Source organism: Streptomyces sp. NPDC008238 (assembly GCF_042956445.1).
GTDB lineage: Bacteria > Actinomycetota > Actinomycetes > Streptomycetales > Streptomycetaceae > Actinacidiphila.
The window spans coordinates 39,655-65,712 of sequence record NZ_JBIBGK010000015.1 but is presented as its reverse complement, the minus strand read 5'-3'; the positions used below and the strand labels follow the sequence as shown (position 1 = coordinate 65,712).

Genomic DNA, 26,058 nt, shown 5'->3' with positions numbered 1-26,058 from the left:
GTCGACCTCGGTCGGCACGCGAGCGCCCGCTGTCACGACCGTTGAGTGCCCGGGATCCCTCACCCCTCCGGTTCGACAGCGCGACGAAGGACAACTCCATGACCGTCTCCCCCGGCCTCGGCACGCCGGCCGCCGGCTCCCTCGGCGCCGTGCCGACCTCGATCCCCGCCCCCGCGGCGGTCCCGCTGCCCCCGCCTCCCGCCGTGACCGACACCTTCGACCCGGCGGCCTTCCGTGCCGTCTTCCGCCGGCACGCCGCCGGGGTCGCGGTCGTCACCGCGGCGGGCACCCGTCCCGCCGGCTTCACGGCCACGTCCCTCACCTCGGTCTCCGCCGAGCCGCCCCTGCTGTCCTTCGGGATCAGCAGCACGAGCTCGGCCTGGCGCACCGTCGCGGACGCCACCCATGTGGGCGTCCACATCCTCGGCGAGCACCAGGAGGAGGTGGCCGCCACCTTCGCCCGCAGCGGCGCCGACCGCTTCGCGCCGCCCACCGCGTGGGGACCCGGCCCGTACGGAGTACCGCTCCTGGAGGACGTCCAGGCCTGGCTGGTCGCCCGGATCCTCGCCCGCATACCCGCCGGTGACCACCGCATCGTCGTCGCCCAGGCCGTGGCGGGCGCCCCCGAGGGCGAGGCGGCCCGCCCGCTGCTCTACCACCACGGCCGCTACAACGCGCTGCGCCACTGAGCCCCGTACCGGGCCCTTCGGCGGGTCCGGCGTCGGCAAGGTCACAGCCCGCGGCCCTTGCCCGCGGGCGCACCGAGGGCTGTACTGGCGAGTAATATTTCTGGCGGAGCGCCCGTGCGTCCCGGCAGGGAGCCGCCGTCGAAGGCGCCTATGCTGCCTCCGAAGGGCAGTTGACGTACCCATGCAGCAGTAGGAGAGCAGCGTGAGCTTGAGGATCGTTGTCGCGGTGAAGTACGTGCCCGATGCCACGGGGGATCGTCATTTCGCGGGGGATCTGACGACGGATCGGGATGCGGTGGACGGGCTGCTGTCCGAGTTGGACGAGTATGCGGTGGAGCAGGCGTTGCAGATCGCTGAGGCGTCGGATGACGCTGAGGTGACGGTGGTGACGGTGGGTCCGGCGGATGCGAAGGACGCGTTGCGCAAGGCGTTGTCGATGGGTGCGGACCGGGCGGTGCATGTCGAGGACGAGGGGTTGCACGGCAGTGATGTGATGGCGACGTCGCTGGTGCTGGCGAAGGCGGTCGAGCATGCGGGGTTCGATCTGGTGGTGACGGGGATGGCGTCGACGGATGGCACGGCGGGTGTGGTGCCGGCGTTGCTGGCGGAGCGGTTGGGTGTGCCGCAGGTGACGTTGTTGTCGGAGGTGAAGGTCGCCGGTGGTGTGGTGAGCGGGCGCCGTGATGGTGACTCCGCGTCGGAGCAGCTTGAGGCGTCGTTGCCGGCGGTGGTGTCGGTGACGGATCAGTCGGGTGAGGCGCGGTATCCGTCGTTCAAGGGGATCATGGCGGCGAAGAAGAAGCCGGTGGAGTCCCTGGACCTGTCCGACCTCGGGGTCGATGCGGAGCAGGTCGGTCTGGCGGGTGCGTGGACGAAGGTCGATGAGGCGGTGGCGCGTCCGCCGCGGACCGCGGGTGTGATCGTGAAGGACGAGGGCGAGGGCGGCAAGCAGCTCGCGGAGTTCCTCGTGAGCCAGAAGTTCATCTGAGCAGCCACTTTCCCTCGAAGTCACAGGAGTAGGTAGTCCCATGGGTGAAGTCCTGGTTTTTGTCGATCATGTGGATGGTGCGGTCCGCAAGCCGACCCTCGAACTGCTGACGATCGCGCGGCGGCTGGGTGAGCCGGTGGCGGTGGCGTTGGGTGCCGGTGCGGGGTCGACCGCCGAGGTGCTGGCCGGGCATGGTGCGACGCGGGTGCTGGTCAGTGAGGCGGCGGAGTTCGGGCAGTATCTGGTGGTGCCGAAGGTGGATGCGCTGGAGGCCGCCGCGAAGGTGGTGGGTCCGGTGGCGGTGTTGGTGTCGTCGTCGGGTGAGGGCAAGGAGGTCGCGGCGCGGCTGGCGTTGCGGCTGGGGTCGGGTCTGATCACGGACGCGGTGGATGTGGTGGCCGGTGATCAGGGTCCGGTGGCGACGCAGGCGGTGTTCGCGGCGTCGTTCACCACGAGGTCGCGGGTGACGACGGGCACGCCGGTGATCACGGTGAAGCCGAATGCGGCGCCGGTGGAGCCGGTGGCGGCCGCGGGTGCGGTGGAGGCGCTCACGGTGGAGTTCGGTGCGCTGGCGTCGGGGACGAGGGTGGTGGCGCGGACGGCGCGGGAGGCGACGGGGCGTCCGGAGCTGACCGAGGCGGCGATCGTGGTGTCCGGTGGTCGTGGTGTGGGTGGTGCGGAGAACTTCGCGGTGATCGAGGCGCTGGCGGACTCGTTGGGCGCGGCCGTGGGCGCCTCCCGCGCCGCGGTGGACGCGGGCTGGTATCCGCACACCAATCAGGTGGGTCAGACGGGTAAGGCGGTGTCGCCGCAGTTGTATGTGGCGGCGGGTATCTCGGGTGCGATCCAGCACCGTGCGGGGATGCAGACGTCGAAGACGATCGTGGCGGTCAACAAGGATCCGGAGGCGCCGATCTTCGAGCTGGTCGACTACGGCGTGGTGGGTGACCTGTTCCAGGTCGTGCCGCAGCTGACCGAGGAGGTCACCGCCCGCAAGGGCTGACCCCGGGTACCGGACGGCAGCACCCACCGGAGCCCCGCGACGCCACCACGGCACCGCGGGGCTCCGGGCGTTCCCCCGGGGGTCGTTGACGGTGCGAGGGGAGGGCGTTAGCTTCGCTTCAACGATTTGTTGAAGACCGGGAGGGTGCCCGATGACGCAGAACGAGACGGTCCGCACCTCGCTCGGCGACGCGGTGCACCAGGACATCGGCGCCTCGCTCGCCGCCGTCGACGCCGAACTCGCCCGCCGCTACCCCGGGGACCCGGGCACCCGGCAGCCCGTGCACACCGTCTACGTCCCCGGCGACGCCTTCGCGGCCGACACCGTGCGTGTCTGGGGTGAGCGCGCCCTCGCCGCCCTGGACGAGCACGCGCCCGACGCGGAGCGGTTCGCCGGCGTGCTGGGCCTGCCGCCCGGGCTCGCCGTGCCCGTCCACGACCGCGTACGGGCCAAGCTGCTGCGCGAGCCGGTCGAGGACCTGCGGATCGACTTCGAGGACGGCTACGGTTCCCGGCCCGACGCCGAGGAGGACGCGGCGGCCGCGCGCGCCGCCCGGATCGTGGCGGATTCCGTCGCGGACGGGACCGCACCCCCGTACGTCGGCATCCGCACGAAGTGCATGGAGGCCGCCGTCCGCGACCGGGGCATCCGCACCCTGGACGTCTTCCTCACCGGTCTGATGGACGCCGGCGGACTGCCCGGGGGCCTGGTGCTCACCCTGCCCAAGGTCACCTTCCCCCAGCAGGTGACGGCGTTCGTCCGGCTCGCCGGGGAGTTCGAGCGCGCGCACGGACTGGCGGAAGGACGCCTCGGGTTCGAGATCCAGATCGAGACCACCCAGTCCATCCTCGGGCCCGACGGGACGGCCACGGTGGCCCGGCTGATCGACGCCGCCGAGGGCCGGGCCACCGGCCTGCACTACGGCACCTTCGACTACAGCGCCGCCTGCGGGGTCAGTCCGGCGTACCAGTCCATGGACCACCCGGTCGCGGACCACGCCAAGGCCGTCATGCAGGTCGCGGCCGCCGGCACGGGCGTGCGGCTCTCCGACGGCTCCACCAATGTGCTGCCCGTCGGCCCGGGCCCCCGCGTCCGCGAGGCCTGGCGGCTCCACTACGGCCTGGTCCGTCGCTCCCTGGCCCGTGCGTACCACCAAGGCTGGGACATGCACCCCGCCCATCTGCCCACGCGGTACGCGGCGGTCTACGCCTTCTACCGCGAGGGTCTGGACGCGGCGGCGGCCCGGCTCACGGCGTACGTCGCCAAGGCGGGCGGCGACGTCATGGACGAACCCGCCACCGCCCGGGCGCTGAGCGGGTACCTGCTGCGCGGACTCGACTGCGGCGCGGTGGACTTCGCGGAGGTCGCCGCCGCCACCGGGCTCAGCCGCGCCGACCTCGACGTCCTCGCCGGCCGGGCCCCCGGTGCCTGAGGCCCCCCACGAACAGGTCCGGGCCGGCCCCCGCGGGGGCCGGCCCGGACGTCCCGCCGGAGCGGACGATCAGACGAGGTCGAACCGGTCGAGGTCCATGACCTTCGCCCACGCCGCGACGAAGTCTGTCACGAACTTCGCCTTGGCGTCGTCGCTCGCGTAGACCTCCGCGAGAGCGCGCAGCTCGGAGTTGGAGCCGAAGACGAGGTCGGCACGGGTGCCGGTCCACTTGACCTCGCCCGTGACGTTGTCACGGCCCTCGAAGGTGGACTGGTCCTCGGAGGTCGCCTTCCAGGACGTGCCCAGGTCGAGCAGGTTGACGAAGAAGTCGTTCGTCAGCGAGCCGGGGGTCGCGGTGAAGGCGCCGTGCGCGGACTGCCCGTGGTTCGCGCCCAGGACGCGCAGACCGCCGACGAGGACCGTCATCTCGGGGGCGCTGAGGGTGAGCAGGTTCGCGCGGTCGAGCAGCAGGTACTCGGCCGGCAGGCGGTGGCCCTTGCCCAGGTAGTTGCGGAAGCCGTCGGCGGCCGGCTCGAGCGCGGCGAAGGACTCCACGTCGGTCTGGTCCTGCGCGGCGTCCACACGGCCCGGCGTGAACGGCACCTCCACCGGGTGACCGGCGTCCGCGGCGGCCTTCTCCACGGCGGCGGAGCCGGCCAGCACGATGAGGTCGGCCAGCGAGATCCGCTTGTCACCGGACTGCGCCGCGTTGAAGGACTCCTGGACGCCCTCCAGGGTGCGCAGCACCACGGCGAGCTGGTCGGGGTCGTTGGCCTCCCAGCCGCGCTGCGGCTCGAGGCGCACACGGGCGCCGTTGGCGCCGCCACGCTTGTCGCTGCCGCGGAAGGACGAGGCCGACGCCCAGGCGGCGGACACCAGCTGCGGGACGGTCAGGCCCGAGGCGAGGACCTGCTCCTTGAGGGCGGCGACGTCGGCGGCGTCGACCACCTCGTGCGTCCGTGCGGGCAGCGGGTCCTGCCACAGCAGGGTCTCGGACGGGACCTCGGAACCGAGGTAGCGCACGACCGGGCCCATGTCGCGGTGGGTCAGCTTGAACCAGGCGCGGGCGAAGGCGTCCGCGAACTCGTCCGGGTTCTCCAGGAAGCGCCGCGAGATCTGCTCGTAGACCGGGTCGAACCGGAGCGAGAGGTCCGTGGTCAGCATCGTCGGGGCGTGGCTCTTGGAGGCGTCGTGCGCGTCCGGGATGGTGCCCGCGCCGGCACCGTCCTTCGCCACCCACTGGTTGGCGCCGGCGGGGCTGGTCGTCAGCTCCCACTCGTAGCGGAAGAGGTTCTCGAAGAAGCCCATGCCCCAGCGGGTCGGGGTGCTGGTCCAGGTGACCTCGAGACCACTGGTGATCGCGTCGGCGCCCTTGCCGGTGCCGTAGGTGCTCCGCCAGCCGAGGCCCTGCTCCTCCATTGAGGCGGCCTCGGGGTCGGCGCCGACGTTGTCCGCCGGGCCGGCGCCGTGGGTCTTGCCGAAGGTGTGGCCGCCGGCGATGAGGGCGACGGTCTCCTCGTCGTTCATCGCCATCCGGCGGAAGGTCTCCCGGATGTCGCGCGCGGCGGCGATCGGGTCCGGGTTGCCGTTGGGGCCCTCCGGGTTGACGTAGATCAGGCCCATCTGGACGGCGCCGAGCGGGCTCTCCAGCTGGCGGTCGCCGGTGTAGCGCTGGTCGCCGAGCCAGGTGGACTCGGGGCCCCAGTAGACGTCCTCCTCCGGCTCCCAGACGTCCTCGCGGCCGCCGGCGAAGCCGAACGTCTCGAAGCCCATCGACTCCAGCGCGACGTTGCCGGTGAGGATCATCAGGTCGGCCCAGGAGATGCTCTGGCCGTACTTCTTCTTCACCGGCCACAGCAGGCGGCGGGCCTTGTCGAGGTTGCCGTTGTCCGGCCAGCTGTTGAGCGGGGCGAAGCGCTGCTGACCGGCGCCCGCGCCGCCGCGGCCGTCGCTGATGCGGTAGGTGCCGGCGCTGTGCCACGCCATGCGGATCATGAACGGGCCGTAGTGGCCGAAGTCGGCCGGCCACCAGTCCTGGGAGGTCGTCAGGACCTCGAGGACGTCCTGCTTCACGGCCGCGAGGTCGAGGGCCTTGAACGCCTCGGCGTAGTCGAAGTCCGCACCGAGCGGGTTCGCGACCGCCGGGTTCTTGGCGAGGATCTTCAGGTTCAGCCGCTCCGGCCACCACTGCCGGTTCCCGCCGCCCTGGGTCGGGTGCGGAGCGCGCCCGTGCGCGACGGGGCAACCGTTCACACCCTCCGTCTTGGGGTCTGTGACGATTGCTTCATGGTTCTCAGACATGGGAATCCTTCCGGACCTGGCGGATCACGGTGCTCAGGGCTGCGGGCCGTCGGACGCGTTCGGGCGGGGGCCGCCGCGGTGAGCGCACGGGGGCCTCACCGGCGGCACGACAGGGGGAGAGGGGTGCCGGACCGGCCGCGGCAGTGGCACGCGGGCGCCCGCGACCTCCAGGCGTCACCGCGCTGCTGCTCGGCGGTGGTCCCGTCACGTCTCTCTCTTCTGCCGTACTGGAGTCTTCCTGTCCCTTGGCTGGCGCCGGAACCGATCCTACGATGGACGCAGTCCAAGTCAAGAAGAGCGTCAATTCCATAGGCAATCAGAACCCGGACGCGTCCACGGGGTGAATTCCGGACGTCCACCGAGCTGAACGGGTGAGCAGACATGAGCGACCTGCTGGAGCGACTGCGCGGGCGCGGCTGGCGCATGACGTCCCAGCGGCGTGTCGTCGCGGAGGTCCTCGACGGCGACCACGTGCACCTGACGGCCGACGAGGTGCACGCCCGCGCCGCACGGCTGCTGCCCGAGATCTCCCGGGCCACCGTCTACAACACCCTGGGGGAGCTGGTCTCCCTCGGGGAGGTCATGGAGGTCTCCACCGACGGCCGCGCCAAGCGCTACGACCCCAACGCGCACCGGCCGCACCAGCACCTCGTGTGCTCGCGGTGCGGCACCGTACGCGACGTCCACCCGACCGGGGACCCGCTGGCCGACCTCCCCGCCGCGGAGCGGTTCGGCTTCACGGTCTCCGAGGCCGAGGTCACCTACCGCGGGCTGTGCCCGTCCTGCGCCTGAGGGCGTCACCCGGGGGAGTGGCCGCCGACGGTGTCACCGGTGTCAGCGGCGTCAGCGGTCCTCGCCGTCCTTCCGTTCCGCCGCCGGGGCCAGTCCGAGACCGCGCAGCCACAGCATCTGCTCGTCGTACTGGGAGTCGCGGCCGCCGCCGTGGTCGCCGAACCGCCACACCGTGATGTCCTTCGGTCCCGCGTAGCGGTTGTACGCCGCGAACACCGTCGACGGCGGGCAGACGGGGTCCATCAGGCCCACGCTGAACAGCGCGGGCGCGGTGGCGCGCGGGGCGAAGTGGACGCCGTCGAAGTAGTCGAGGGTGCCGAAGAGCCGTTCGGGCTCGATGCGCCGGTGGACGCCGAGGTACTCGGCGAGCTCCGGGTACGGGCCCTCGGCGGCGGTCTCGGCGCCCCTGCGGAAGTGGCAGAGGAACGGCACGTCGACCAGGGCCGCCGCGACGGCCTCGCGGGCCAGCCCGGCCACCGCGAGCGCGAGCCCGCCGCCCTGGCTGCCGCCGGAGACGACGACCCGGCCCGCGTCGACGGCCGGGTGCGCGCGCAGCGCGTCCACGGCGCGCACGCAGTCCGTCATCAGGCGGCGGTAGTAGTAGTGCTCGGGGTCGTCCGCGCCGCGGGTCATGAACCCGCCGACGTACTGCGGACCCGGGGCCGGGTCGGGGTCCGGGGTGTCGTGGCCCTGGCCGCGCGAGTCGACGACCAGGTGGGCGTAACCCGCCGCGCTCCACAACAGGTTCCCGTGGTGCAGCCCGCGCCCGCCGCCGTAGCCGATGTACGTGACGACCCCGGGCAGCGGCCCCTGCGCGCCGCGCGGCAGCAGCAGCCAGGCCGCGACCGGCTGGCCCGCCCAGCCGGGGAAGCGCACGTCGAACACCTCGACCGTGGCCAGCGGCGAGTCGACCCTGCGGTACTCCGCCGGGCCGGTCCCCGCCTCGCGGGCGGAGGTCAGCGTCCTGGCCCAGAAGGCGTCGAAGTCCCCGGGCTCGGCGATCTCGGGGGCGTAGCGGCGCAGTTCGTCCAGCGGCAGGTCGGTGAGCGGCATGCCGGGTATCGAATCGTTTCAGGGGACGGGATGTCAACGGTCGCCCGATGGCTTCGGGTTGTCGGTCCCGCATGGGATGGTGTCGTCGTGGAGGAGATCGGCCGGGAACCGGCGCCCCGCTCGCCGATGACGCGCGCGATGCTCAGGGCGGCTGCCGTCGCCGTGCTCGCCGGGCTGGTGGCGGGACCGGCAAGTGCCGTGCCGGTCGGCTCGGTTCCACTGAGCCGTGCCGCGGTGGAGGCGGAGCTCGACGCGGCGGCGGACGAGGCAGGCGTGCGCCGGGCGGAGAACGCGGTGATGGGCCTGGTCGCGACCGCCGACGAGGAGTCCGACCTGCCCAGCGAGGAGTGCATGCTCGCCTGGCCGGCCGCCGAGGAGGACGGAGCGCGGGAGTACGCCGCCGTGGCCACCGCCCTGGGCGAGCGCGGCTGGACGGTAGTGCGCCGCGGGAAGGGCGGCGCGTACGTGGCCCTCGGGAAGGGCGGCTGGACGGTGACGGTCTCGTACGACCCGGTGCCGGGGTCGTTCAACGCGCTGACCTTCACCGTCATGGCGCACGCCTGCTGACGGGCACGGCCCGGCTCCGCCGCGCGCGGCGGCGGAACCGGTGCGGCGCCGCTACGGCACCGGCGGGAGCTCGCCCGAGCCGCGCGGGACGAGCCGGCAGGCGAGCTCGACCCGCTTGGGGGCGCCCGCGACGCCGTCGAGCCGCTGGAAGAGCAGTCCGGCCGCGGTACGGCCGAGCAGCCCCGGATCCTGGGCGACGACGGTGATCGCGGGCCGCAGCAGGTCCGCGAGCTCGAAGTCGTCGAAGCCGACGAGGGCGACCACGCTGGGCAGGTCGGCGAGGACCCGCACCGCGGTCACGGTGATCCGGTTGTTGCCGGCGAACAGGGCGGTGACCGGTTCCGGGCCGCTGAGCATGGACTCCACGGCGGCGCGGACCCGGCCCGGGGCCGTGGGCCCGCAGGAGACCCAGCCCTCGTGCACGGGCAGCCCGGCGGCCTCCATCGCCTCCCGGTAGCCCCGCAGGCGCTCGGCGGCGGTGTGGATGCGGGGGAGGTCGCCGATGAACCCGATGCGGCGGTGCCCGTGGGCGATGAGGTGGGCCACGCCCTCGCGGGTGCCCCCGGCGTTGTCGCTGAGCACCACGTCCGCGTCGATGCCGCCCGCGGGGCGGTCGACGAAGACGGTCGCGACGCCGGCCGCGATCTCCGGCTCGAGGTAGCGGTGGTCCTCGCTGGCGGGCACGATGACCAGCCCGTCCACCCGGCGGGCGCAGAAGGCGAGCACCAGTTCCTGCTCGCGGTCGGCGTCCTCGGCGCTAGAGCCGGTGAACAGCAGCGTCGAGTGCGCCCTTGCCAGGTCCTCGACGGCACGGCTGAGCGGGGAGTAGAAGGGGTCGGCGAGGTCCTCCAGGACCAGCCCGATGCTGGCCGTACGGCCCTTGCGGAGCAGCCGCGCACTGTCGTTGCGGCGGAAGCCGAGGGCGTCGATGGCCGCCTGGACGCGTGAGATCGTGTCCTCGGTGACGCCCGGTTCCTCGTTGACGACACGCGAAACCGTCTTCAGGCCGACGCCGGCCCGGGCCGCGACATCCTTCATGGTGGGGCGGGCGGTGCGCGGAATATCGGTCACGCCGTGATCCTATGGGCTGGACAACGTTGTCAACAAAGGGCGACACTACGCCCATGCCGTTCGAGAGCTCTGCCGAGTCCATCGTCCCGCCGTCGGGTGCCGCCGGCGCGGGTCCGCTGATCGCCGCCGTGGACATCGGCGGCACCAAGATCGCGGGCGCCCTGGTGGACGCCCGCGGCGAGCTGCTCGTACGGGTGCAGCGCCCGACACCCGCCGACCGGGACGCGGCGACCGTGATGGGCGCGCTCGCGGAGGTGCTGGCGGGGCTGCGCGAGTCGGCGGGCTGGCCGCGGGTCGTCGCGGTGGGCATCGGCAGCGCCGGGCCGATCGACGCCTCGCGCGGCACGGTGAGCCCGGTCAACATCGCCGGCTGGCGGGACTTCCCGGTGGTCGGCCAGGTCGGTGAGCGGGTCGGCGGGCTGCCGGTCGTGCTCACCGGCGACGGCATCGCGATCACCGCGGCCGAGCACTGGCAGGGTGCGGCCCGCGGGCACGACAACGCCCTGTGCATGGTGGTGTCCACCGGTGTCGGCGGCGGTCTGGTCCTGGGCGGCAAGCTCCACCCCGGCCCGACGGGCAACGCCGGGCACATCGGCCACATCAGCGTGGACCTCGACGGCGACGTGTGCCCCTGCGGCAGCCGCGGCTGCGTCGAGCGCCTGGCCAGCGGGCCCAACATCGTCCGGCGCGCCCTGGAGTCCGGCTGGCGTCCGGCCCACGGCGAGGAGTCCGACGCGGCCGCCGTCGCCCGGGCCGCCCGCGAGGGCGACCCCCTCGCCCTCGCCTCGTACGACCGCGCCGCGCAGGCGCTGGCCGCGGGCATCGCCGCCACGGCCACCCTGGTCGAGATCGACCTCGCCGTGATCGGCGGCGGAGTCGCGGGCGCGGGCCCGCTCCTCTTCGAGCCCCTCCGCGCGCACATGCGCCGGTACGCCACGTTGTCGTTCGCCTCCGGGGTGAAGGTCGTCCCCGCGGTGCTCGGCACGGACGCGGGCCTGGTGGGTGCGGCGGCCGCCGCGGCGCAGGCACTGCGGCTGGAGGCCTTCGCGACCGGCGCGTAGCGGAGCGCTCCCGGCGGGAGCTTCCCGGGGAGGGCCGCGGGGCACACGGCCTGATGGTGCCCGGACGCGCGGGCGCCCCGGCCATACGGCCTTCGCGAGGGCGACGTGACGGGCACCGCTGAGGACGGGCGCGGGGCCGGTGTCGGTGGTCCGGAGACCCTCCGCCTGTGTCGGGCAGGCCCGCACTGCGCGGAGAGGTTCACGAGGCCGTCGGGGCGCAGCGCCTCGGCGGTCCTCGGGCACGTCTGATGCCGGCTGTCCGTGCCGGTGAGATGCCGTGGTCCCCGCGGGCGGAATGCTGTGCGCTCGGGTCGCGACGTGCCGGGCGCGCCTCGCGGGCCTGCGGCCCCTCGGGGCCGGGACGTCGTCCGACGGCAACCTGCTCGCGGCGGCGCGGGGCTCGTGGCGCTCAGGTGTTGATGCCGCCGCCGCGGTTCACCGCGCCGGACTGACCCTGAGGGCCGCCAAGGACCGACCCCGGCACCGTCCTCGACCTGCGCGGCGCCGACGAGGCGGCGCGGGAGGACGCCCTCGTGCGCACAAGTAATGCGAGGGCCGAGACGTCCGGGGTCGACAGGCCCCGGGGCGCTCGCCGCGCCGGTCGTCGGCCTGGGCCGCAGGTCGCCTGCCGTACGGTGCCGAGGCTCGCCCTCGTCGGCCGGGTTCGGCGTCGCCGTTCATGCCGCATTCGGCGTGCGGGATGCCGCACGTTCCCCGGTGCCGAACCCACCGGTATGCGCCGATGGCCGGGTCTGCGCGTTTGCCGACGCCGATGATCCGGGCAATTCGTAGGGGGCTACCGGGCTACGGAAGAGGGGGCACCGTGATCGTCTGGCTCAACGGCACGTTCGGCGCGGGGAAGACCACTGCGGCACGCGAACTGCTCGAACTGCTGCCGGGCAGCGTGCTCTACGATCCGGAACTGATCGGCAGCGGGCTGCGGCTGATGCTCCCGGAGAAGCGGCTGGGCGAGGTCTCCGACTACCAGGAACTGCCCGCGTGGCGGCGGCTGGTCGTCGACACCGCGGCCGCTCTGCTCGCCGAGGTGGGCGGGGGACCGCTGGTGGTGCCGATGACGCTGCTGCGGCAGGAGTACCGGGACGAGATCTTCGGCGGGCTGGCGGCCCGCCGGATCACCGTGCGGCATGTGTTGCTGCACGCTGAGGAAACGGTTCTGCGTGAGCGGATCGACCAGCGTGCCGACGTCCCGGACGATCCCGAGGCCAGCGCGGGGATCCGCGCCTGGTGCCTGGACCACCTGCCCGCCTACCGGGAGGCCCTGCCCTGGCTCACGGCGGACGCCCACGTCGTCGACACCGCGGGGCTCGCCCCGCGCGCGACGGCCGAGCGGATCGCCGAGGCGATACGCGAGGGCGCCGGTGCCTGCGACATCGTGCAGACCCCGGAGCCCACCACCGAGACCCTCGCGGCGGGCGTGCTGCTCTTCGACGAGGACGACCGGGTGCTGCTGGTCGACCCGACCTACAAGCCCGGCTGGGAGTTCCCCGGCGGGGTCGTCGAGCCCGGAGAGGCGCCCGCCCGGGCCGGCATGCGGGAGGTCGCCGAGGAGCTCGGCCTCCGCCTACCGGTAGTGCCCCGGCTCCTGGTTGTCGACTGGGAACCGCCGCTGCCGCCCGGCTACGGCGGTCTGCGGCTGCTCTTCGACGGCGGGCGGCTGCCCGCGGCGGACGCCGAACGCCTGCTGCTGCCCGGCGCCGAACTGCGGGGCTGGCGCTTCGCCACGGAGGACGAGGCCGCCTCCATGCTGCCGCCCGTCCGGCACACCCGGCTGTGCTGGGCCCTGCGGGCGCGTGAGCGGGCCACCGTGCTCAACCTGGAGGCCGGGGTGCCGGTGGGCGGCTGAGAGGCGCCAGGCCCCCCTCGGACGCCCACCGGCCACCCGCTGAGATCAGACCGCCTTGGCGGCGTACTTCTGCAGGAAGAGCGCCTCGGTGAGCGAGAGCTTCTCCAGCTCCTCCGGGGAGACGCTCTCGTTCACCGCGTGGATCTGCGCCTCCGGCTCGCTCAGGCCGATCAGCAGGATCTCCGATTCGGGGTAGAGCGTCGCCAGGGTGTTGCACAGCGGGATGGAGCCGCCCATGCCGGCGATCTCCATCTCCGTGCCGTAGGCCGCCTGCATCGCCTCGGCCATCGAGGCGTACGCCGGGCTGGAGGTGTCCGCGCGGAACGGCTGGCCGCTGCCGACCTGGGTGACCTCCACGCGGGCGCCCCAGGGGGCGGCGGCCTCCAGGTGGGCGATGAGCAGCTTGGCCGCGTGCTGGGCGTCCACGCCCGGCGGGACCCGCAGGCTGACCTTCGCGCCGGCGGTGGCCTGCACGGACGGCGTGGCGCCGACCACCGGAGGGGCGTCGATGCCGATGACGGTGACCGACGGGCGGGCCCAGAGGCGGTCGGCGACCGTGCCGGTGCCCATCAGCTCCACTCCGTCGAGCACCTTGGCGTCGGCGCGGAAGTTCCCCTCGTCGTACTGCAGCCCGTCCCAGGCCGCGTCGGCGGTGAGACCCGTCACGGTGGAGGCGCCGGAGTCGTCGTGGAGCGTGTGCAGGATGCGGACCAGGGCGGCCAGCGCGTCGGGTGCCGCGCCGCCGAACTGGCCGGAGTGCAGGTTGCCCTCCAGGGTGGTCACCTTCACGTCGACAAGCGCCATGCCGCGCAGGGTCGCCGTGACGGTGGGCAGGCCGACGCGGAAGTTGCCCGAGTCGCCGATGACGATGGCGTCCGCGGCGAGCAGCTCGGGGTGCTCCTCGGCGTAGCGCTCCAGGCCGCCGGTGCCCTGCTCCTCCGAGCCCTCGGCGATGATCTTCACGCCGACCGGGACCCCGCCGTTCTCGCGCAGCGCGCGGAGCGCGGTGAGGTGCATGATCAGGCCGCCCTTGCAGTCGGCCGCGCCACGTCCGTACCAGCGGCCGTCGCGCTCGGTGAGCTCGAACGGGGGCGACAGCCAGCCGGCCTCGTCCAGCGGCGGCTGCACGTCGTAGTGCGCGTACAGCAGCACGGTGGGCGCCCCCTGCGGACCGGGCAGGTAGCCGTACACCGACTGCGTGCCGTCCGGGGTGTCCAGCAGGGCTACGTCCTCGAAGCCCTCCGTGCGCAGGGCCTCGGCGATCCAGGAGGCGGCCTGCTCGCACTCGCTCTTGGGGAACTGCCGCGGGTCGGCCACCGAGCGGTACGACACCAGCTCGGCCAGCTCGGTCCGGGCCCGCGGCATCAGTGCGGCGACGGTTGCGGCGAGTGGTGCGGCGGACATGGGCGCTCCTGAGGGGTGGGACAGGTCGAACGCGATGTTCGTGGACTGGTGGTCGTGATCGATGGTGCCACAGGCAGCCTCGCTCACCCCGCGGATTAGTATGCGGCTGAGCAGGGGCGACGGCAGTCGGTGGGTCGGACGGGAGCGGAAGCACACGTGAGCAGCGAGTACGAGGCGCAGGACGGCGGTTCGGCGGAGGGCGCCGACGGCGCAGCGGTGTGGGACGTCGTCGTGGTGGGTGCCGGGCCCGCCGGGGCCTCGGCGGCTTACGCCGCGGCGAGCGCAGGACGCCGCGTGCTCCTGCTGGAGAAGGCCGAACTGCCGCGCTACAAGACCTGCGGCGGCGGCATCATCGGGCCGTCCCGCGACGCGCTGCCACCGGGGTTCGAGCTCCCGCTGCGCGACCGGGTGCACGCGGTGACCTTCAGCCTCAACGGCCGGCTCAGCCGGACCCGCAGGTCGCGGCAGATGCTCTTCGGGCTGATCAACCGCCCGGAGTTCGACGCCCGGCTGGTGGACGCGGCCGTCGAGGCGGGCGCGCAGCTGCGGACCGGGGCGTCGGTCTCCCGGGTCGAGCAGCACGGCACCTCCGTCCCGGACCGGCGGACCGTCGCGGTGGTCCTCAACGACGGCGAGACGGTCCTCGCCCGCGCGGTGGTCGGCGCCGACGGTTCGGCCAGCCGCATAGGCGCCCACGTCGGCGTCAAGATGGCCCAGGTGGACCTGGGGCTCGAGGCCGAGATCCCGGTCCCCGCGGAGGTCGCCGAGGACTGGGAGGGCCGGGTGCTCATCGACTGGGGCCCGCTGCCCGGCAGTTACGGCTGGGTCTTCCCCAAGGGCGACACCCTGACGGTCGGTGTCATCTCGGCGCGCGGCGACGGCGCCGCCACCAAGCGCTACATGGAGGACTTCGTCGGCCGGCTCGGTCTGGCCGGCTTCGAACCGAGCATCTCCTCCGGCCACCTCACCCGTTGCCGTGCCGACGACTCGCCGCTCTCGCGCGGTCGCGTGCTGGTGTGCGGCGACGCGGCGGGCCTGCTGGAGCCGTGGACCCGCGAGGGGATCTCCTTCGCGCTGCGGTCCGGCCGCCTGGCGGGGGAGTGGGCGGTACGGATCGCCGAGGCGAACGACGCGGTCGACGCGCGTCGCCAGGCCCTGAACTACGCCTTCGCGGTCAAGGCCGGCCTCGGTGTCGAAATGGGCGTCGGCCGTCGCATGCTGAGCGTCTTCGAGAAGCGCCCCGGTCTGCTGCACGCCGCACTCACCACCCTTCCTCCCGCGTGGAACGCCTTCGCCAAGATCACCCGTGGTTCCAGCTCGCTCGCCGAGCTCGTGCGCTCCCACCCTCTGGCCCGTCGCGCCCTGGAGTCCTTCGACCGCCGCTGATCTCGGCGACGGAACCCTCCGATTGATCTTGCGATGGCACCCTCCGGCACGCCATAAAGGGGGAGTTGAGGGGCAGACAACTTTGTGGGAGGTGTCCTCGTCATGCCCTTGAGGAATGAAGACGGAAGGCTGCCGTGGTGGGTGCGTACGCTCACCGGGCTCGTAGTGCTCGGCGGACTTCTGTTTCTGGTCGCACGTGCCGACCTGATACCAGGTCTGCCCAACCCCTTCGCCGAGGAGACCAAGGACCGCACCGGTCCCGTGGTGCTCAAGGCGATTCAGGACATGAACCGATTCGAGGGGGCCAGCGGCGAGTTCCAGGTGGTGGTCGACCTGGAGAAGGACGCAAAGTTCCTTCCCGACGCCGTGCGCGGCAGGCGCACGCTCTACGTGGGGGCCGGCAGTGTCGACGCCTACGTGGACCTCGGTGACGTGGGCCCGAAGGGCGTCATCGTCTCCGAGGACCGGACCTCCGCGGTCCTGACCCTGCCCCACGCCCAGTTGGAGCGGGCCTCGCTCGACCCCGACCGCTCCTACGTGGTCGCCCAGGAGCGCGGCTTCTTCGACCGGCTCGGTGACTTCTTCTCCTCGCATCCCGGGGACGAACAGCAGGTCCAGAAGCTCGCCGCGAAGAAGATCCAGCAGGCGGCCGAGTCGACGGAGCTGACGAAGCGGGCGGAGACCAACACCCGGGCCATGCTGGAACGGCTGCTGACCTCGCTGGGCTTCGAGAAGGTGGAGGTCCGCTTCAGCTGACGGGCCGGAGCCCGGTGATGCGGAAGACCGGGTGCTTGTGGGCTATGGCGCGTAGTTCCTCGTCGGTGGAGTCCGCCCCCACACCGCCGAAGAACACGCCCACCTCGGCCTTCCAGCGCTTGAGGTAGGCACGCAGCAGCTCGGGCTTGGCGTCGTCGGCGACCTCGGTCGCGCTGAACTCCTCGGCCCGCTTGCCCAGGAGCAGCCGGCCGCCGCCGGCGGCCCGCATGTTGTGCGTCCACTGGACGTGCCCGCGGGGCGCCACGAGGTAGCGCTCCCCGTTCACCACCAGCAGGTTGACCGGGGTGCGCCGCCACTCCCCGCTCTTGCGGCCGCGGACGGCCAGCACGCGGGACCCCCACACGCTGAGGCCGCGACGCGTCAGCCACGCCACCGTGCGGTTCAGGACGTTGACCGTGAACCAGCCGGGCTTCATGACGTGCTCGGACATGAGGACTCCTCGAAGACGCGCGGGCCGTGGACCGTGGACCGGTCCGTGAGCGGTGCTCTCGCTTGAGAACAGTGTGCACGAGTCCGCACCTCATGGCAAGAGCACTGCTCTCGTTCTTGGTCGTCGCTCCATCCCCGCCTACACTGATCCCCATGAGCGTCATCCGAACCGCCAGGGAACGGGCCCGCGACGAAGTGACCGCGGCCATCAAGGAAGAGGCGCGCCGGCAGCTCGCCGACGAGGGCGCCTCGAGGCTCTCGCTGCGCGCCGTCGCACGCGAGCTGGGCATGGTCTCCTCAGCGCTCTACCGCTACTTCCCCAGCCGGGACGAGCTGCTCACCGCCCTCATCGTCGACGCCTACGACGCCGTGGGCGCCGCAGCGGAGGAGGCCCTGGCCCGCGCCGGCGGCACCGACCCGGTGGAGCGCTGGAGTGAGATCTGCCGGGCCGTCCGCCGCTGGGCGCTCGCCCATCCGCACGAGTACGCCCTCATCTACGGCTCCCCCGTGCCCGGCTACTCCGCCCCGCTGGACACGATCGGGCCCGCGTCCCGGGTCGGGCTCGCCCTCCTCACCGTGGCCGAGGAGGCCCACACCGCCGGGGCGCTCGCCGTGCCCCCGCCCGACGCCCCGCTCACCGAGGCCGTCCACGCCGACGCCTGGCGGCTCAGCAAGGACCTGGACGGCGATCTGCCGCCGGCGGTGATCCCGTCCTTCGTGGCCGCCTGGGCACAGCTCTTCGGACTCCTGAGCTTCGAGGTGTTCGGCCAGTTCAACAACGTGGTCGAGGCGCGGGACGACTTCTTCGACCACGCCGTCGCGGGCCTCGCCCACCAGACGGGACTCCGCCGCGGTCGCGTACTCCACGGGGAGTAGACGCGGTCACCCCGCCGACCGGACGCCGACCCGCCGCATCCCGGTCTAGCGTGGCCGCATGACCGACGACAGGACACCGGGGGGCCGCCCGCCCCGGGGGCCGTGGTGGCGCCGCGACGGGACGGGACACCGCCCTGGCGCCGATCGCCTGCGCCACCCCTGGGTCTCGTCGCTCGTCGTCGCGGTCGTCCAGGTGGTCGGCACCACGGCCGCCTCGCACAACGCGGCCGGCCGGGCCGGGCTCGACCACTTCGGCTACGCGCTCCTGCTCGCCGGGCCCGTACTGCTGCTGTGGCGCAACCGCGCGCCCGTCGCCGTGGCCGCCGCCGTCTCGGCCGTGACGCTCGTGTACGTCGCCGGGGGTTACCCGTACGGGCCGGTCTTCCTCAGCATCGTCGCCGCCTACTTCACGGCCGTGGCCGCCGGTCGCCGCGGTGCCGTCCTGGTCATCGCGGGCGCCCTGTACACGGCCTACCTGCTCATCACCGTGTGGCTGTACCGCTGGCTGCCGCCCGCGGGGGACAAAGCCGCCTCGTGGGCCCAGGTCTCGGGGGCCGCCGCCTGGCTGCTGGCGATCCTCGCCGTCGCGGAGCTGTGGCGGTTGCGCAGGGAGCAGTTCGTCCGCGAGCGGCGGGAGCGGGCCGAGGCGGAGCGGCGCCGCGCCGACGAGGAACGGCTGCGCATCGCCCGGGAGCTGCACGACGTGCTCGCGCACAGCATCTCCGTCATCAACGTGCAGGCCGGGGTGGCCCTCGCCCTCATGGACGAGCGCCCCGAGCAGGCCCGGCAGGCGCTGACCACCATCAAGGCGGCCAGCAAGGAGGCGCTCGGCGAGGTGCGCCAGGTGCTCGGCACGCTGCGCGGTCCCGGGGAGGCCCCCCGTTCGCCGGCCCCGGGCCTGGACCGGCTGCCCGAACTGCTGGAACAGGCCGCGGGCGCGGGCCTGGCCGTCGACATCACCCGCGAGGGCCGCGCCGCCGCCCTGCCGCCCGGCGTGGACCTGGCGGCGTTCCGGATCGTCCAGGAGGCGCTGACCAACGTCATCCGCCACTCGGGCTCCCGCACCGCCCGTGTCCGCGTCTCCCGTCGCCCGGACGCGGTCGAGCTGCGGATCGACGACGACGGTCCCGCCACCGCCACCGCCGACCACGCCCACGACTCCACGGGCGGGGGCAACGGGCTGCTGGGCATGCGTGAGCGGGCGGCGGCGCTCGGCGGCACCGTCGAGGCCGGACCGCGCGCCGACGGGGGCTTCCGTGTGCTGGCCCTGCTTCCGCTCGCCGCGGGCGCCGCGACGGCGTCCGTCCCCGACAAGGAGAGCCCATGACGCGGGTCCTGCTCGCCGACGACCAGGTCCTGGTACGGGCGGGCTTCGCCGCCCTGCTCGGTGCCCAGCCCGACATCGAGGTCGTGGGCGAGGCGTCCGACGGCGCCCAGGCCCTGCGCATGGTCCGCGAACTCACCCCGGACGCGGTGCTGATGGACATCCGCATGCCGGTCATGGACGGTCTCGAGGCCACCCGCCGGATCACCGAGGACGCGGCGCTCGCCGGGGTCAAGGTGGTCATCCTCACCACGTTCGAGCTCGACGAGTACGTCTTCGAGGCCATCCGGGCCGGCGCCTCCGGCTTTCTGGTCAAGGACACCGAGCCGGAGGAACTGGTGCGCGCCGTCAGGGCGGTGGTGGACGGCGACGCGTTGCTCTCGCCCGGGGTGACCCGGCGGCTCATCGCCGAGTTCGCGGCCCGGTCCAAGGAGCCCTCGGCCGCGGCGGAACTGGACCGGCTCACCGAGCGGGAGCGCGAGGTGATGGCCCTGGTCGGGATCGGCCTGTCCAACGAGGAGATCGCCCGCCGCCTGGTGGTGAGCCCGCTCACCGCCAAGACGCACGTCAGCCGCACGATGGTGAAGCTCGGCGCCCGGGACCGGGCCCAGCTCGTCGTCCTGGCCTACGAGTCCGGCCTGGTGCGGCCGGGCTGGCTCGGCTGAGCCGGAAGGGCCCGCGCGGACCGTGGTCCGCGCGGGCCCGGGGCGAGGGGCCGGTGCCGGTCAGTCCCGCGCGGGGACCTTGCGCTCCTCGCTCGCCGGTGCGGCGGTGTCGGAGGAGGAGGCGACCACGAATCCGTACGACACCCTGCGGCGCAGCCCCGTGAGGGTGATCAGCAGCCCGGCCAGGGCGATGGCGCTGACCACGACCAGCCCGGGCCGGAAGCTGTCGAGCGTCGCCTGCGGGGAGGCCGGGTGCCCGTCGCCGGACCCGGCGGTGATCGCCGCGGTGACGACCGCGAGGAAGATGGCGCCGCCCACCTGGAAGGAGGTGTTGAGGAGGCCGGAGACCATGCCCTGCTCCTCGTCGCGCACCCCGTTGGTGGCCTGGATGTTGAGCGACGGGAAGACCAGCGCGCACGCGGCGCCGAGCAGCAGCATGGACGGGAGGATCACCGCGGCGAAACTCGGGGTGAGGTCGACGCGCAGGAAGAGCACGTAGCCGGCGAACAGCAGGGTGAAGCCGGTGGCGATCACCCGCGGTGTCCCGAAGCGGTCCACCAGGGGACCGATCCGCGTGGAGGCGAGCGCGACCAGCGCCCCCGCGGGCAGGAAGGCCAGTGCGGTCTGCAGGGCCGACCAGCCCAGCAGCGACTGCATGTACTGGGTGACGAGGAACTGGAAGCCCACGTAGGAGCCGAAGAACGCGGCGCCGCCCAGGTTGGCGCGTATCTGGTGGGGCGAGCGCAGGACGCCCAGCCGTACGAGGGGATGGGTGCTGCGGTGCTCGATGACGGCGAAGGCGGTCAGCAGGACGGCGACGGCGGCGAAGGAGAGCAGGGTGCGGGCCGAGGCCCAGCCAGCCTCGGGGGCCTGGACGACGGTGAAGACGAGCAGCAGCATCGCACCGGTGCCGGTCAGGGCGCCGGGCAGGTCGTAGCCGCGGCCGGAGTGCCGCTCACGGGGGCTCGTCGGGATCAGCCGGATGCCGGCCACGAGGGCCAGGACCGCGATGGGGGCGGGCAGCAGCATCGTCCAGCGCCAGCCCACCTCGGTGAGCAGGCCGGACAGGACCAGGCCCATGGAGAAGCCGGTCGCGCCGCAGGTGGTGTAGATGCTGAGGGCGCGGTTGCGGACCGGTCCCTCGGCGAAGGTCGTGGTGATGATGGACAGGCCCGCAGGGGCGGTGAACGCGGCGCTCAGGCCCTTGATGAAGCGGCTGGCGATCAGGAGTTCACCGGAGTCGACGAGCCCGCCGAGCAGTGAGGCGGCGGCGAACACGGCGAGGGCGACGAGGAAGACCCGGCGCCGGCCGAGCAGGTCGGCGGCCCGGCCGCCGAGGAGCAGCAGGCCGCCGTAGCCGAGGATGTAGCCGCTGACGACCCACTGCAGCGACGAGGTGGAGAGGTCGAGGTCGTCCGCGATGGACGGGAGGGCCACGCCGACCATCGAGACGTCCAGGGCGTCGAGGAAGAGCGCGGCGCAGAGCACCAGCAGGGTGCCCCACTGCCGGGCGCTCCAGCGCCCTTCGGGACCGCGGACGGCGGCGGTGTGCGGAGAGGTCATGTCGAGGAACACTACATGCGCATGCATCAAATGCAAGTGCATTTAATGTGCGTACATCTAGTGTTGATTTTCTGCTATCCTGCGGCCATGACCGGCGTGAAGAGTGAGCATGTGCTCGTGGAGCGGTGGCGTGAGGTCCTCTCCCTGCACGCGCGCACCGCGTGCGAGCTCGACCGTGAGCTGAACCAGCACGGTCTGGGCGCGAGCGACTTCGAGGTGCTCGACCTGCTCGCCGAGGGAAACCCGGACGAGGGCGGGTGCACCTACCGCGTCCAGGAGCTCGCGGACCGCGTGCACCTGAGCCAGAGCGCGCTCTCCCGGCTGGTCGGCCGGCTGGAGAAGGACGGCCTCGTGAGCCGTGGCATCTGCAGTGAGGACCGGCGCGGGGTGCGGGTCGCGCTGACCGACGCCGGCCGGGCGCGCCACGAGGAGGCCAAGCCGGCGCAACGAGCCGTCCTGGAGCGGATGCTCGGCCAGGTCTGAGGGCGCGCCCTCCCCGGTCCGGCGGCTGTGGATCAGCCGATCGCCGCGGTGCGCCGCCACAGGTCGATCACGGATGCGTCCCCGGTGACCCGCAGATCCTCGTAGGCGCCCCGGTTCCACAGCGTCAGGTAGAGCTCCTCGGCGGCGGCGCTCACCGTGCAGTCCGCCTCGCCGGGCACGGCCCGCTCGACGACCGGCGGTTCAGCCGACAGGCGCGCCAGCCAGACGTCCCGCGCGGCGTCGGTGTCCGTCGTACGCACGCGGAGCGTCCTGGGCGTCGTGCTGCGGACCCGGCTCCTCGGCCGTACGTGGAAACCCGCGAGCAACTCGTCGACGCCGTCGGCCGCGAACTCCGGGCCGACGGGTGACGGGGCGCGGCCCAGGGCCAGTTCGGCGTCCACGCGGTGTATCGCCGTCTCGTGCGCCTGGCGCCGTGCCCAGAAGGCGCGCGGGGAGGGCGCCTTGAGGAAGGACCAGCAGTCCAGGTCGGCGGGTGCCGCTTCGAGGGCCGCGACCAGCAGCCCGTGACCCTCGCGGAACCAGGGGAGCAGGGAGGGGTCGTCCTCCGGAGTCTCGGCCTCCATGGGTTCCGGCTGCCGACGTCCCTCCGCGACGTAACGGGTCGCCCAGCGGTGCACGGTGCCTTGGTGGCGGACCAGTTCGCGCACGCGCCAGCCGGGGCAGGACGGCACCACGGCGTCGAGCCCGGCCGCCTCCGCCGCGTCGGCGAGCAGTCCGCCCTCGCGCCGCAGGACCTCGATGAACTCGGCTGTCTCCATGTCGGGATTGTGCCAGCCGGCACCGACAACCGGGCCGCAGCGGCGCGATGCGCCTGCCGCGCCCGGACGCGGGGCGTCAGACTCCGGCGGCCGCGGACGCGTGCCGGGTCGTGTGCGCGACCACGGCGGCCACCACCGCGAGCGCGGCGACCGTGGTCAGCGCCACCGGCAGCCCGTAGGCGTCGGCGAGGAAGCCGATGGTGGGCGGCCCGAGCAGGAAGCCCGCGTACCCCAGGGTGGAGGCGGTGGCCACACCACCGGGACCGCCGAGGGCGCCGGCCCGGCCGATGGCGACGGGGAAGACGTTGGCGAGCCCGAGTCCGGTGACCGCGAAACCGGTCAGGACGAGCCAGACCGTGGGCCCCAACGCCCCCAGCAGCATTCCGGCACCCGCGGTCAGTCCGCCCAGCACCACCGCACGCGTCGGGCCGAGCCGCAGCAGGAGCGCGGTGCCGGACAGACGCCCCACGGTCATCGCCAGGGCGACGGAGGCGTATCCGGCGGCCGCGAGGGCCGGGCCGGTGTGCAGGTCCTCCTGCAGGTGGAGCGGACCCCATTCGGCGAGCGCCCCCTCGCCATAGGCGGTGCAGAGGGCGATCAGCCCGAAGACGGCGACCATGCGCCGGGTGCCGGGACGCGCGGTGCCCGGCGCACCCTCCCCGCTGCCCGCCGCGCCGGCGCTCTCCGTGGGACGGGGGATCGCGTGCCGCAGCAGGAGCCGCCCGAGCAGCACGGTGGCCAGGAGCCCGAACAGGGCGACGCCCACGAGGTGCTGAGCCGGGGTCAGCCGTGCGGCCAGAGGCCCGCCGACGCCCGCCCCGACCAGTCCGCCCAGGCTGTACGCGGCGTGGAAACCGGGCATGATGGGGCGCCGCAGTGCGGCCACCAGGTCGACGGCGACGCTGTTCATGGCGACGTTCATGCCGCCGAAGCCCACACCGAGCAGGAGCAGCACGAGACCCAGGGCGAGGGGGGAGTGGGTGAACGGAGGCAGCGCGACGCTCAGTGACAGGATCGCCCCGGTGGCGACGGTCACCTGCCGGGCGCCGAAGCGCCGGCACAGCCGTCCGCTGGGGATCATGGTGACGACCGCCCCCGTGGACACGCCGAGCAGGGCGAGACCGAGAGCGCCCGCCGAGGCGCCGACCTGCTCCTTGACGGCGGGGATGCGAACGACCCAGCCGGCGAAGACGAATCCGTCGAGGGCGAAGAACGCGGTGAGGGCGACACGGAGGCGCACCAGCGGGAGCGCCGGACTTGCGGGATCTTGCCTGCTGAGTACGCTCCGTATTTTGTTTAGGCTCGGCACAAAGTGAGAATAGGACTGTGACCCAGACTCGGACAAGGTTGGAGCGGGGCCGCGGTGCGCTCGGTCCCGCGCTCGCGCTCGTGCACACCGGGCGTGCGCCCACCCGCGCCGTGCTCACCGTCGAACTCGGCGTGACCCGGGCGACCGCGGGGGCCGTCGCCGCCGAGTTGGAGGCACTGCGCCTGATCCGCGTCGACACCCGGCCGGGCGGGCCCGCCGGAGCACAGGGCCGGCCCTCGCACCGGCTCGCCGTCAATCCCGAGGGGCCGGTCGTCCTCGCCGCGCAGATCCACGCCGACGGGTTCCGCGCCGCGCTGGTCGGACTCGGCGGCCGCATCCTCGCGTCCAAGCCGGTCGCCATGACCGTGCCCGCGGACCCCGCCCGGGTCCTCGGCGCCGTCGTCGAGGCGGGCGCGGAGTTGCTGCGCGCCTCCGGCCGGGAGTGCGCGGGCGCGGGCCTCGCCGTGCCGTCCGCCGTGGCCGAACCCGAAGGCGCCGCGCTCAACCCCCTGCACCTGGCGTGGGCCGCGGGCGCACCGGTGCTGGACATCTTCCGCGAGCAGATCGAGCGTTCCGGCATCATCGCCCCCAACGGGGCGCCGCCGCCGTGCTTCGTCGGCAACGACGTCAACGTCGCCGCGCTCGCCGAGCACCGGCACGGCGCCGGGCAGGGCGCCGAACACCTGCTGGTCGTCGCCACCGGGCACCGCGGCGTGGGCGGTGCCCTCGTCCTGCACGGCAAGCTGCACACCGGCAGCGCCGGACTCGCCCTGGAGGTCGGTCACCTCACCGTCAACCCCGAGGGCCGGCCCTGCCATTGCGGCAGCCGCGGCTGCCTGGACGTCGAGGTCGACCCCCTCGCCTTCCTGGAGGCCGCCGGCCGCATCCCCGGGCCCGAGGGCTCGCTGCCCGACCAGTGCCGTGCCCTACTGCGCGAGGAGTACGACGACCCCGCGGTGCGCAGCGCCGCCGACCGCCTCATCGACCACCTCGGGCAGGGACTCGCCGGACTGGTCAACGTCCTCAACCCGGACCGGATCCTGCTCGGCGGCCTGCACCGCTGGCTGCTCGACGCGGACCCGGAGCGGCTGCGCGCCGTCGTCGCCGAACGCAGCCTGTGGGGACGCAGCGGCGGGGTCCCGCTGCTCGCCTGCGCGCTGGACCACAACAGCCTCGTCGGGGCCGCCGAACTGGCCTGGCAGCCCGTGCTGGACGACCCGCTCACGGCGCTCGGCGCCTAGAACCCCCGGCCCCCACGGGGCGTCAGAACAGTGGCTCCGGGGGGTCGGCGGGCGGCGGCAGCGCCTTGACGGGCGGCTCCGGCAGCCCCTCCGACGAGGCGGTCAGTGGCCATCCCGGCACCAGGTGCGTGTCGAGCAGCAGGACACCGCCGGACGGCCCGGCGGTACGGAGGTAGAGGTCACCTCCGGCCACCGCCACGACGGTGCCGCGCAGCGCGGTACCCGCCGCGAGCCCGGTCACCGCGGCGGTGGCCTGAGGTGCGCGCGGCTCCAGGCCGAACACCACCGCGTGGTCCACGGGCCGGAAGCCGGTGGGCGTGAGAGTGTCCCGCCAGTCGGGGACCGCGGCCGCCGCCTCGTGGAGCGCCCGCAGCTCCGCCTCCCGCGCGTCCGCGGGCGGCAGCGCGGCGCGGGCGGCACGCTTGGCCGACGTCGACACCCGGTCCGGGATGCCCAGCGCCGTCCCGAGGACCGACTCGGCGCGGCGTGCGGCCATCAGCGGGCCCCGGCCGAGGAACGTGAAGCAGACCGCGGCCTGTTCGAGCAGCCGCGCACTGCCCCGCTCGGCCGCCGTGATGCCGACCTTGCCCAGGCCGGGGCCGAACCAGGCCAGGTACACCGAAAAGGGCCGCGGGTCGTCCAGCCGGGTGTCCGCGGCCACGGAACGGGAGCGGTCCAGGGCCGCGCACTGCTCGCACTGGTCACGGCGGGCCCGCTCGGGAAGTTCCGCGGCGCGCGGGCACGGGGTCCAGCGGCCCGAACGCCACACGCCCGTGCAGCGACGCACCGCGCCCGGTTCCACGGCGAGCGTCAGCGGGTCGCCGAGGCGCACGGGACTGCGCCGGTCACCGTGGCGCGGGTGCCACCACGTCCACACCGGGCCCCCGGACACCCATCGCAGACCCGTGCATCGCCACATGATCCGCATGCTAGGCGCAGCCACCGACAGCGGCCGTACTCCCCGGGTGGTACCCGCGGTGCCGCTGGCCGTACGACGACCG

At 73.6% G+C, this 26,058-nt stretch carries 24 protein-coding genes; 15 read left to right on the top strand and 9 right to left on the bottom strand.

Annotated features, from left to right (window positions below; genetic code table 11):
- Nucleotides 1-98: 98 nt before the first annotated feature.
- The 4 genes from ACFZAU_RS26660 (at nt 99) to ACFZAU_RS26645 (ending at nt 4,112) form a co-directional block, all read left to right on the top strand.
- Nucleotides 99-689, top strand: coding sequence for a flavin reductase family protein (locus tag ACFZAU_RS26660; protein WP_500554266.1), 591 nt, complete (start codon nt 99-101; stop codon nt 687-689).
- 202 nt (nt 690-891) lie between these two features.
- The gene (locus tag ACFZAU_RS26655; RefSeq protein ID WP_500554265.1) at nt 892-1,677 is read left to right on the top strand and encodes an electron transfer flavoprotein subunit beta/FixA family protein; all 786 of its coding nucleotides are present in this window, start codon (nt 892-894) and stop codon (nt 1,675-1,677) included.
- 40 nt (nt 1,678-1,717) lie between these two features.
- A complete protein-coding gene (locus tag ACFZAU_RS26650) occupies nt 1,718-2,680 on the top strand; it encodes an electron transfer flavoprotein subunit alpha/FixB family protein (protein ID WP_500554264.1) in 963 nt (320 codons plus the stop codon).
- A 151-nt stretch (nt 2,681-2,831) separates the two neighbouring features.
- Entirely contained in the window at nt 2,832-4,112 is a 1,281-nt protein-coding gene (locus ACFZAU_RS26645; protein WP_500554263.1) for a DUF6986 family protein, read from the top strand.
- Between the two features lie 69 nt (nt 4,113-4,181).
- Here the strand turns inward: ACFZAU_RS26645 and katG are convergent, their stop codons facing one another.
- Nucleotides 4,182-6,413 (bottom strand): catalase/peroxidase HPI, encoded by a 2,232-nt coding sequence (katG, locus tag ACFZAU_RS26640; protein WP_500554262.1) that lies wholly within the window; start codon nt 6,411-6,413, stop codon nt 4,182-4,184.
- Between the two features lie 381 nt (nt 6,414-6,794).
- Here katG and ACFZAU_RS26635 point away from each other — a divergent pair, with 381 nt between their 5' ends.
- Nucleotides 6,795-7,205, top strand: a complete 411-nt coding sequence (locus ACFZAU_RS26635) for a Fur family transcriptional regulator (RefSeq protein WP_499607630.1) — start codon at nt 6,795-6,797, stop codon at nt 7,203-7,205.
- A gap of 51 nt (nt 7,206-7,256) precedes the next feature.
- Here the strand turns inward: ACFZAU_RS26635 and ACFZAU_RS26630 are convergent, their stop codons facing one another.
- Nucleotides 7,257-8,258 (bottom strand): acetylxylan esterase, encoded by a 1,002-nt coding sequence (locus ACFZAU_RS26630; RefSeq protein ID WP_500554261.1) that lies wholly within the window; start codon nt 8,256-8,258, stop codon nt 7,257-7,259.
- 87 nt (nt 8,259-8,345) lie between these two features.
- On the opposite strand from ACFZAU_RS26630, the gene ACFZAU_RS26625 reads away from it, so the two are divergent.
- A complete protein-coding gene (locus ACFZAU_RS26625; protein ID WP_500554260.1) occupies nt 8,346-8,825 on the top strand; it encodes a hypothetical protein in 480 nt (159 codons plus the stop codon).
- A gap of 51 nt (nt 8,826-8,876) precedes the next feature.
- Here ACFZAU_RS26625 and ACFZAU_RS26620 read toward each other — a convergent pair whose 3' ends face one another.
- Nucleotides 8,877-9,863 (bottom strand): LacI family DNA-binding transcriptional regulator, encoded by a 987-nt coding sequence (locus ACFZAU_RS26620; protein WP_499607642.1) that lies wholly within the window; start codon nt 9,861-9,863, stop codon nt 8,877-8,879.
- Nucleotides 9,864-9,949: 86 nt separating this feature from the next.
- Between ACFZAU_RS26620 and ACFZAU_RS26615 the strand changes: the two genes are divergently transcribed.
- Entirely contained in the window at nt 9,950-10,957 is a 1,008-nt protein-coding gene (locus ACFZAU_RS26615; RefSeq protein WP_499607628.1) for an ROK family protein, read from the top strand.
- A gap of 823 nt (nt 10,958-11,780) precedes the next feature.
- Complete coding sequence (locus ACFZAU_RS26610; RefSeq protein WP_499607625.1) at nt 11,781-12,821, top strand: NUDIX hydrolase; 1,041 nt, start codon at nt 11,781-11,783, stop codon at nt 12,819-12,821.
- Nucleotides 12,822-12,866: 45 nt separating this feature from the next.
- Here the strand turns inward: ACFZAU_RS26610 and ACFZAU_RS26605 are convergent, their stop codons facing one another.
- Entirely contained in the window at nt 12,867-14,225 is a 1,359-nt protein-coding gene (locus ACFZAU_RS26605) for a dipeptidase (protein ID WP_500554259.1), read from the bottom strand.
- A gap of 156 nt (nt 14,226-14,381) precedes the next feature.
- Between ACFZAU_RS26605 and ACFZAU_RS26600 the strand changes: the two genes are divergently transcribed.
- A complete protein-coding gene (locus ACFZAU_RS26600; protein ID WP_499607619.1) occupies nt 14,382-15,611 on the top strand; it encodes a geranylgeranyl reductase family protein in 1,230 nt (409 codons plus the stop codon).
- A gap of 102 nt (nt 15,612-15,713) precedes the next feature.
- On the top strand, nt 15,714-16,367 hold the full coding sequence (locus tag ACFZAU_RS26595; protein ID WP_499607615.1) for a DUF4230 domain-containing protein: 654 nt from the start codon (nt 15,714-15,716) through the stop codon (nt 16,365-16,367).
- Here ACFZAU_RS26595 and ACFZAU_RS26590 read toward each other — a convergent pair.
- The gene (locus ACFZAU_RS26590; RefSeq protein ID WP_499607612.1) at nt 16,360-16,818 is read right to left on the bottom strand and encodes a nitroreductase family deazaflavin-dependent oxidoreductase; all 459 of its coding nucleotides are present in this window, start codon (nt 16,816-16,818) and stop codon (nt 16,360-16,362) included. The two genes, ACFZAU_RS26595 and ACFZAU_RS26590, sit on opposite strands and share 8 nt — an antisense overlap.
- Nucleotides 16,819-16,970: 152 nt before the next feature.
- Between ACFZAU_RS26590 and ACFZAU_RS26585 the strand changes: the two genes are divergently transcribed.
- From ACFZAU_RS26585 to ACFZAU_RS26575, 3 genes are read left to right on the top strand one after another with little or no spacing between them, the layout of a single operon-like run.
- Entirely contained in the window at nt 16,971-17,693 is a 723-nt protein-coding gene (locus ACFZAU_RS26585; RefSeq protein WP_500554258.1) for a TetR/AcrR family transcriptional regulator, read from the top strand.
- Nucleotides 17,694-17,751: 58 nt separating this feature from the next.
- Complete coding sequence (locus ACFZAU_RS26580) at nt 17,752-19,020, top strand: sensor histidine kinase (protein ID WP_500554257.1); 1,269 nt, start codon at nt 17,752-17,754, stop codon at nt 19,018-19,020.
- Nucleotides 19,017-19,682 carry a response regulator gene (locus tag ACFZAU_RS26575; protein ID WP_499607605.1) on the top strand — a complete coding sequence of 222 codons (666 nt, stop codon included), beginning with the start codon at nt 19,017-19,019 and terminating at the stop codon, nt 19,680-19,682. Before ACFZAU_RS26580 ends, ACFZAU_RS26575 begins: the two co-directional genes overlap by 4 nt.
- A gap of 60 nt (nt 19,683-19,742) precedes the next feature.
- Here ACFZAU_RS26575 and ACFZAU_RS26570 read toward each other — a convergent pair whose 3' ends face one another.
- The gene (locus ACFZAU_RS26570; protein WP_500554256.1) at nt 19,743-21,245 is read right to left on the bottom strand and encodes an MFS transporter; all 1,503 of its coding nucleotides are present in this window, start codon (nt 21,243-21,245) and stop codon (nt 19,743-19,745) included.
- A gap of 87 nt (nt 21,246-21,332) precedes the next feature.
- Between ACFZAU_RS26570 and ACFZAU_RS26565 the strand changes: the two genes are divergently transcribed.
- Complete coding sequence (locus tag ACFZAU_RS26565; protein WP_499607600.1) at nt 21,333-21,728, top strand: MarR family winged helix-turn-helix transcriptional regulator; 396 nt, start codon at nt 21,333-21,335, stop codon at nt 21,726-21,728.
- A 32-nt stretch (nt 21,729-21,760) separates the two neighbouring features.
- On the opposite strand, the gene ACFZAU_RS26560 is transcribed toward ACFZAU_RS26565, so the two are convergent.
- Both ACFZAU_RS26560 and ACFZAU_RS26555 read right to left on the bottom strand, forming a co-directional pair.
- The gene (locus tag ACFZAU_RS26560) at nt 21,761-22,507 is read right to left on the bottom strand and encodes a maleylpyruvate isomerase family mycothiol-dependent enzyme (RefSeq protein WP_500554255.1); all 747 of its coding nucleotides are present in this window, start codon (nt 22,505-22,507) and stop codon (nt 21,761-21,763) included.
- A 76-nt stretch (nt 22,508-22,583) separates the two neighbouring features.
- On the bottom strand, nt 22,584-23,816 hold the full coding sequence (locus ACFZAU_RS26555) for an MFS transporter (protein ID WP_500554254.1): 1,233 nt from the start codon (nt 23,814-23,816) through the stop codon (nt 22,584-22,586).
- Between the two features lie 17 nt (nt 23,817-23,833).
- Here ACFZAU_RS26555 and ACFZAU_RS26550 point away from each other — a divergent pair, with 17 nt between their 5' ends.
- The gene (locus ACFZAU_RS26550) at nt 23,834-25,057 is read left to right on the top strand and encodes an ROK family protein (RefSeq protein WP_500554253.1); all 1,224 of its coding nucleotides are present in this window, start codon (nt 23,834-23,836) and stop codon (nt 25,055-25,057) included.
- Between the two features lie 22 nt (nt 25,058-25,079).
- Here the strand turns inward: ACFZAU_RS26550 and ACFZAU_RS26545 are convergent, their stop codons facing one another.
- Nucleotides 25,080-25,976 (bottom strand): DUF2797 domain-containing protein, encoded by an 897-nt coding sequence (locus tag ACFZAU_RS26545; RefSeq protein WP_500554252.1) that lies wholly within the window; start codon nt 25,974-25,976, stop codon nt 25,080-25,082.
- Nucleotides 25,977-26,058 lie beyond the last annotated feature (82 nt).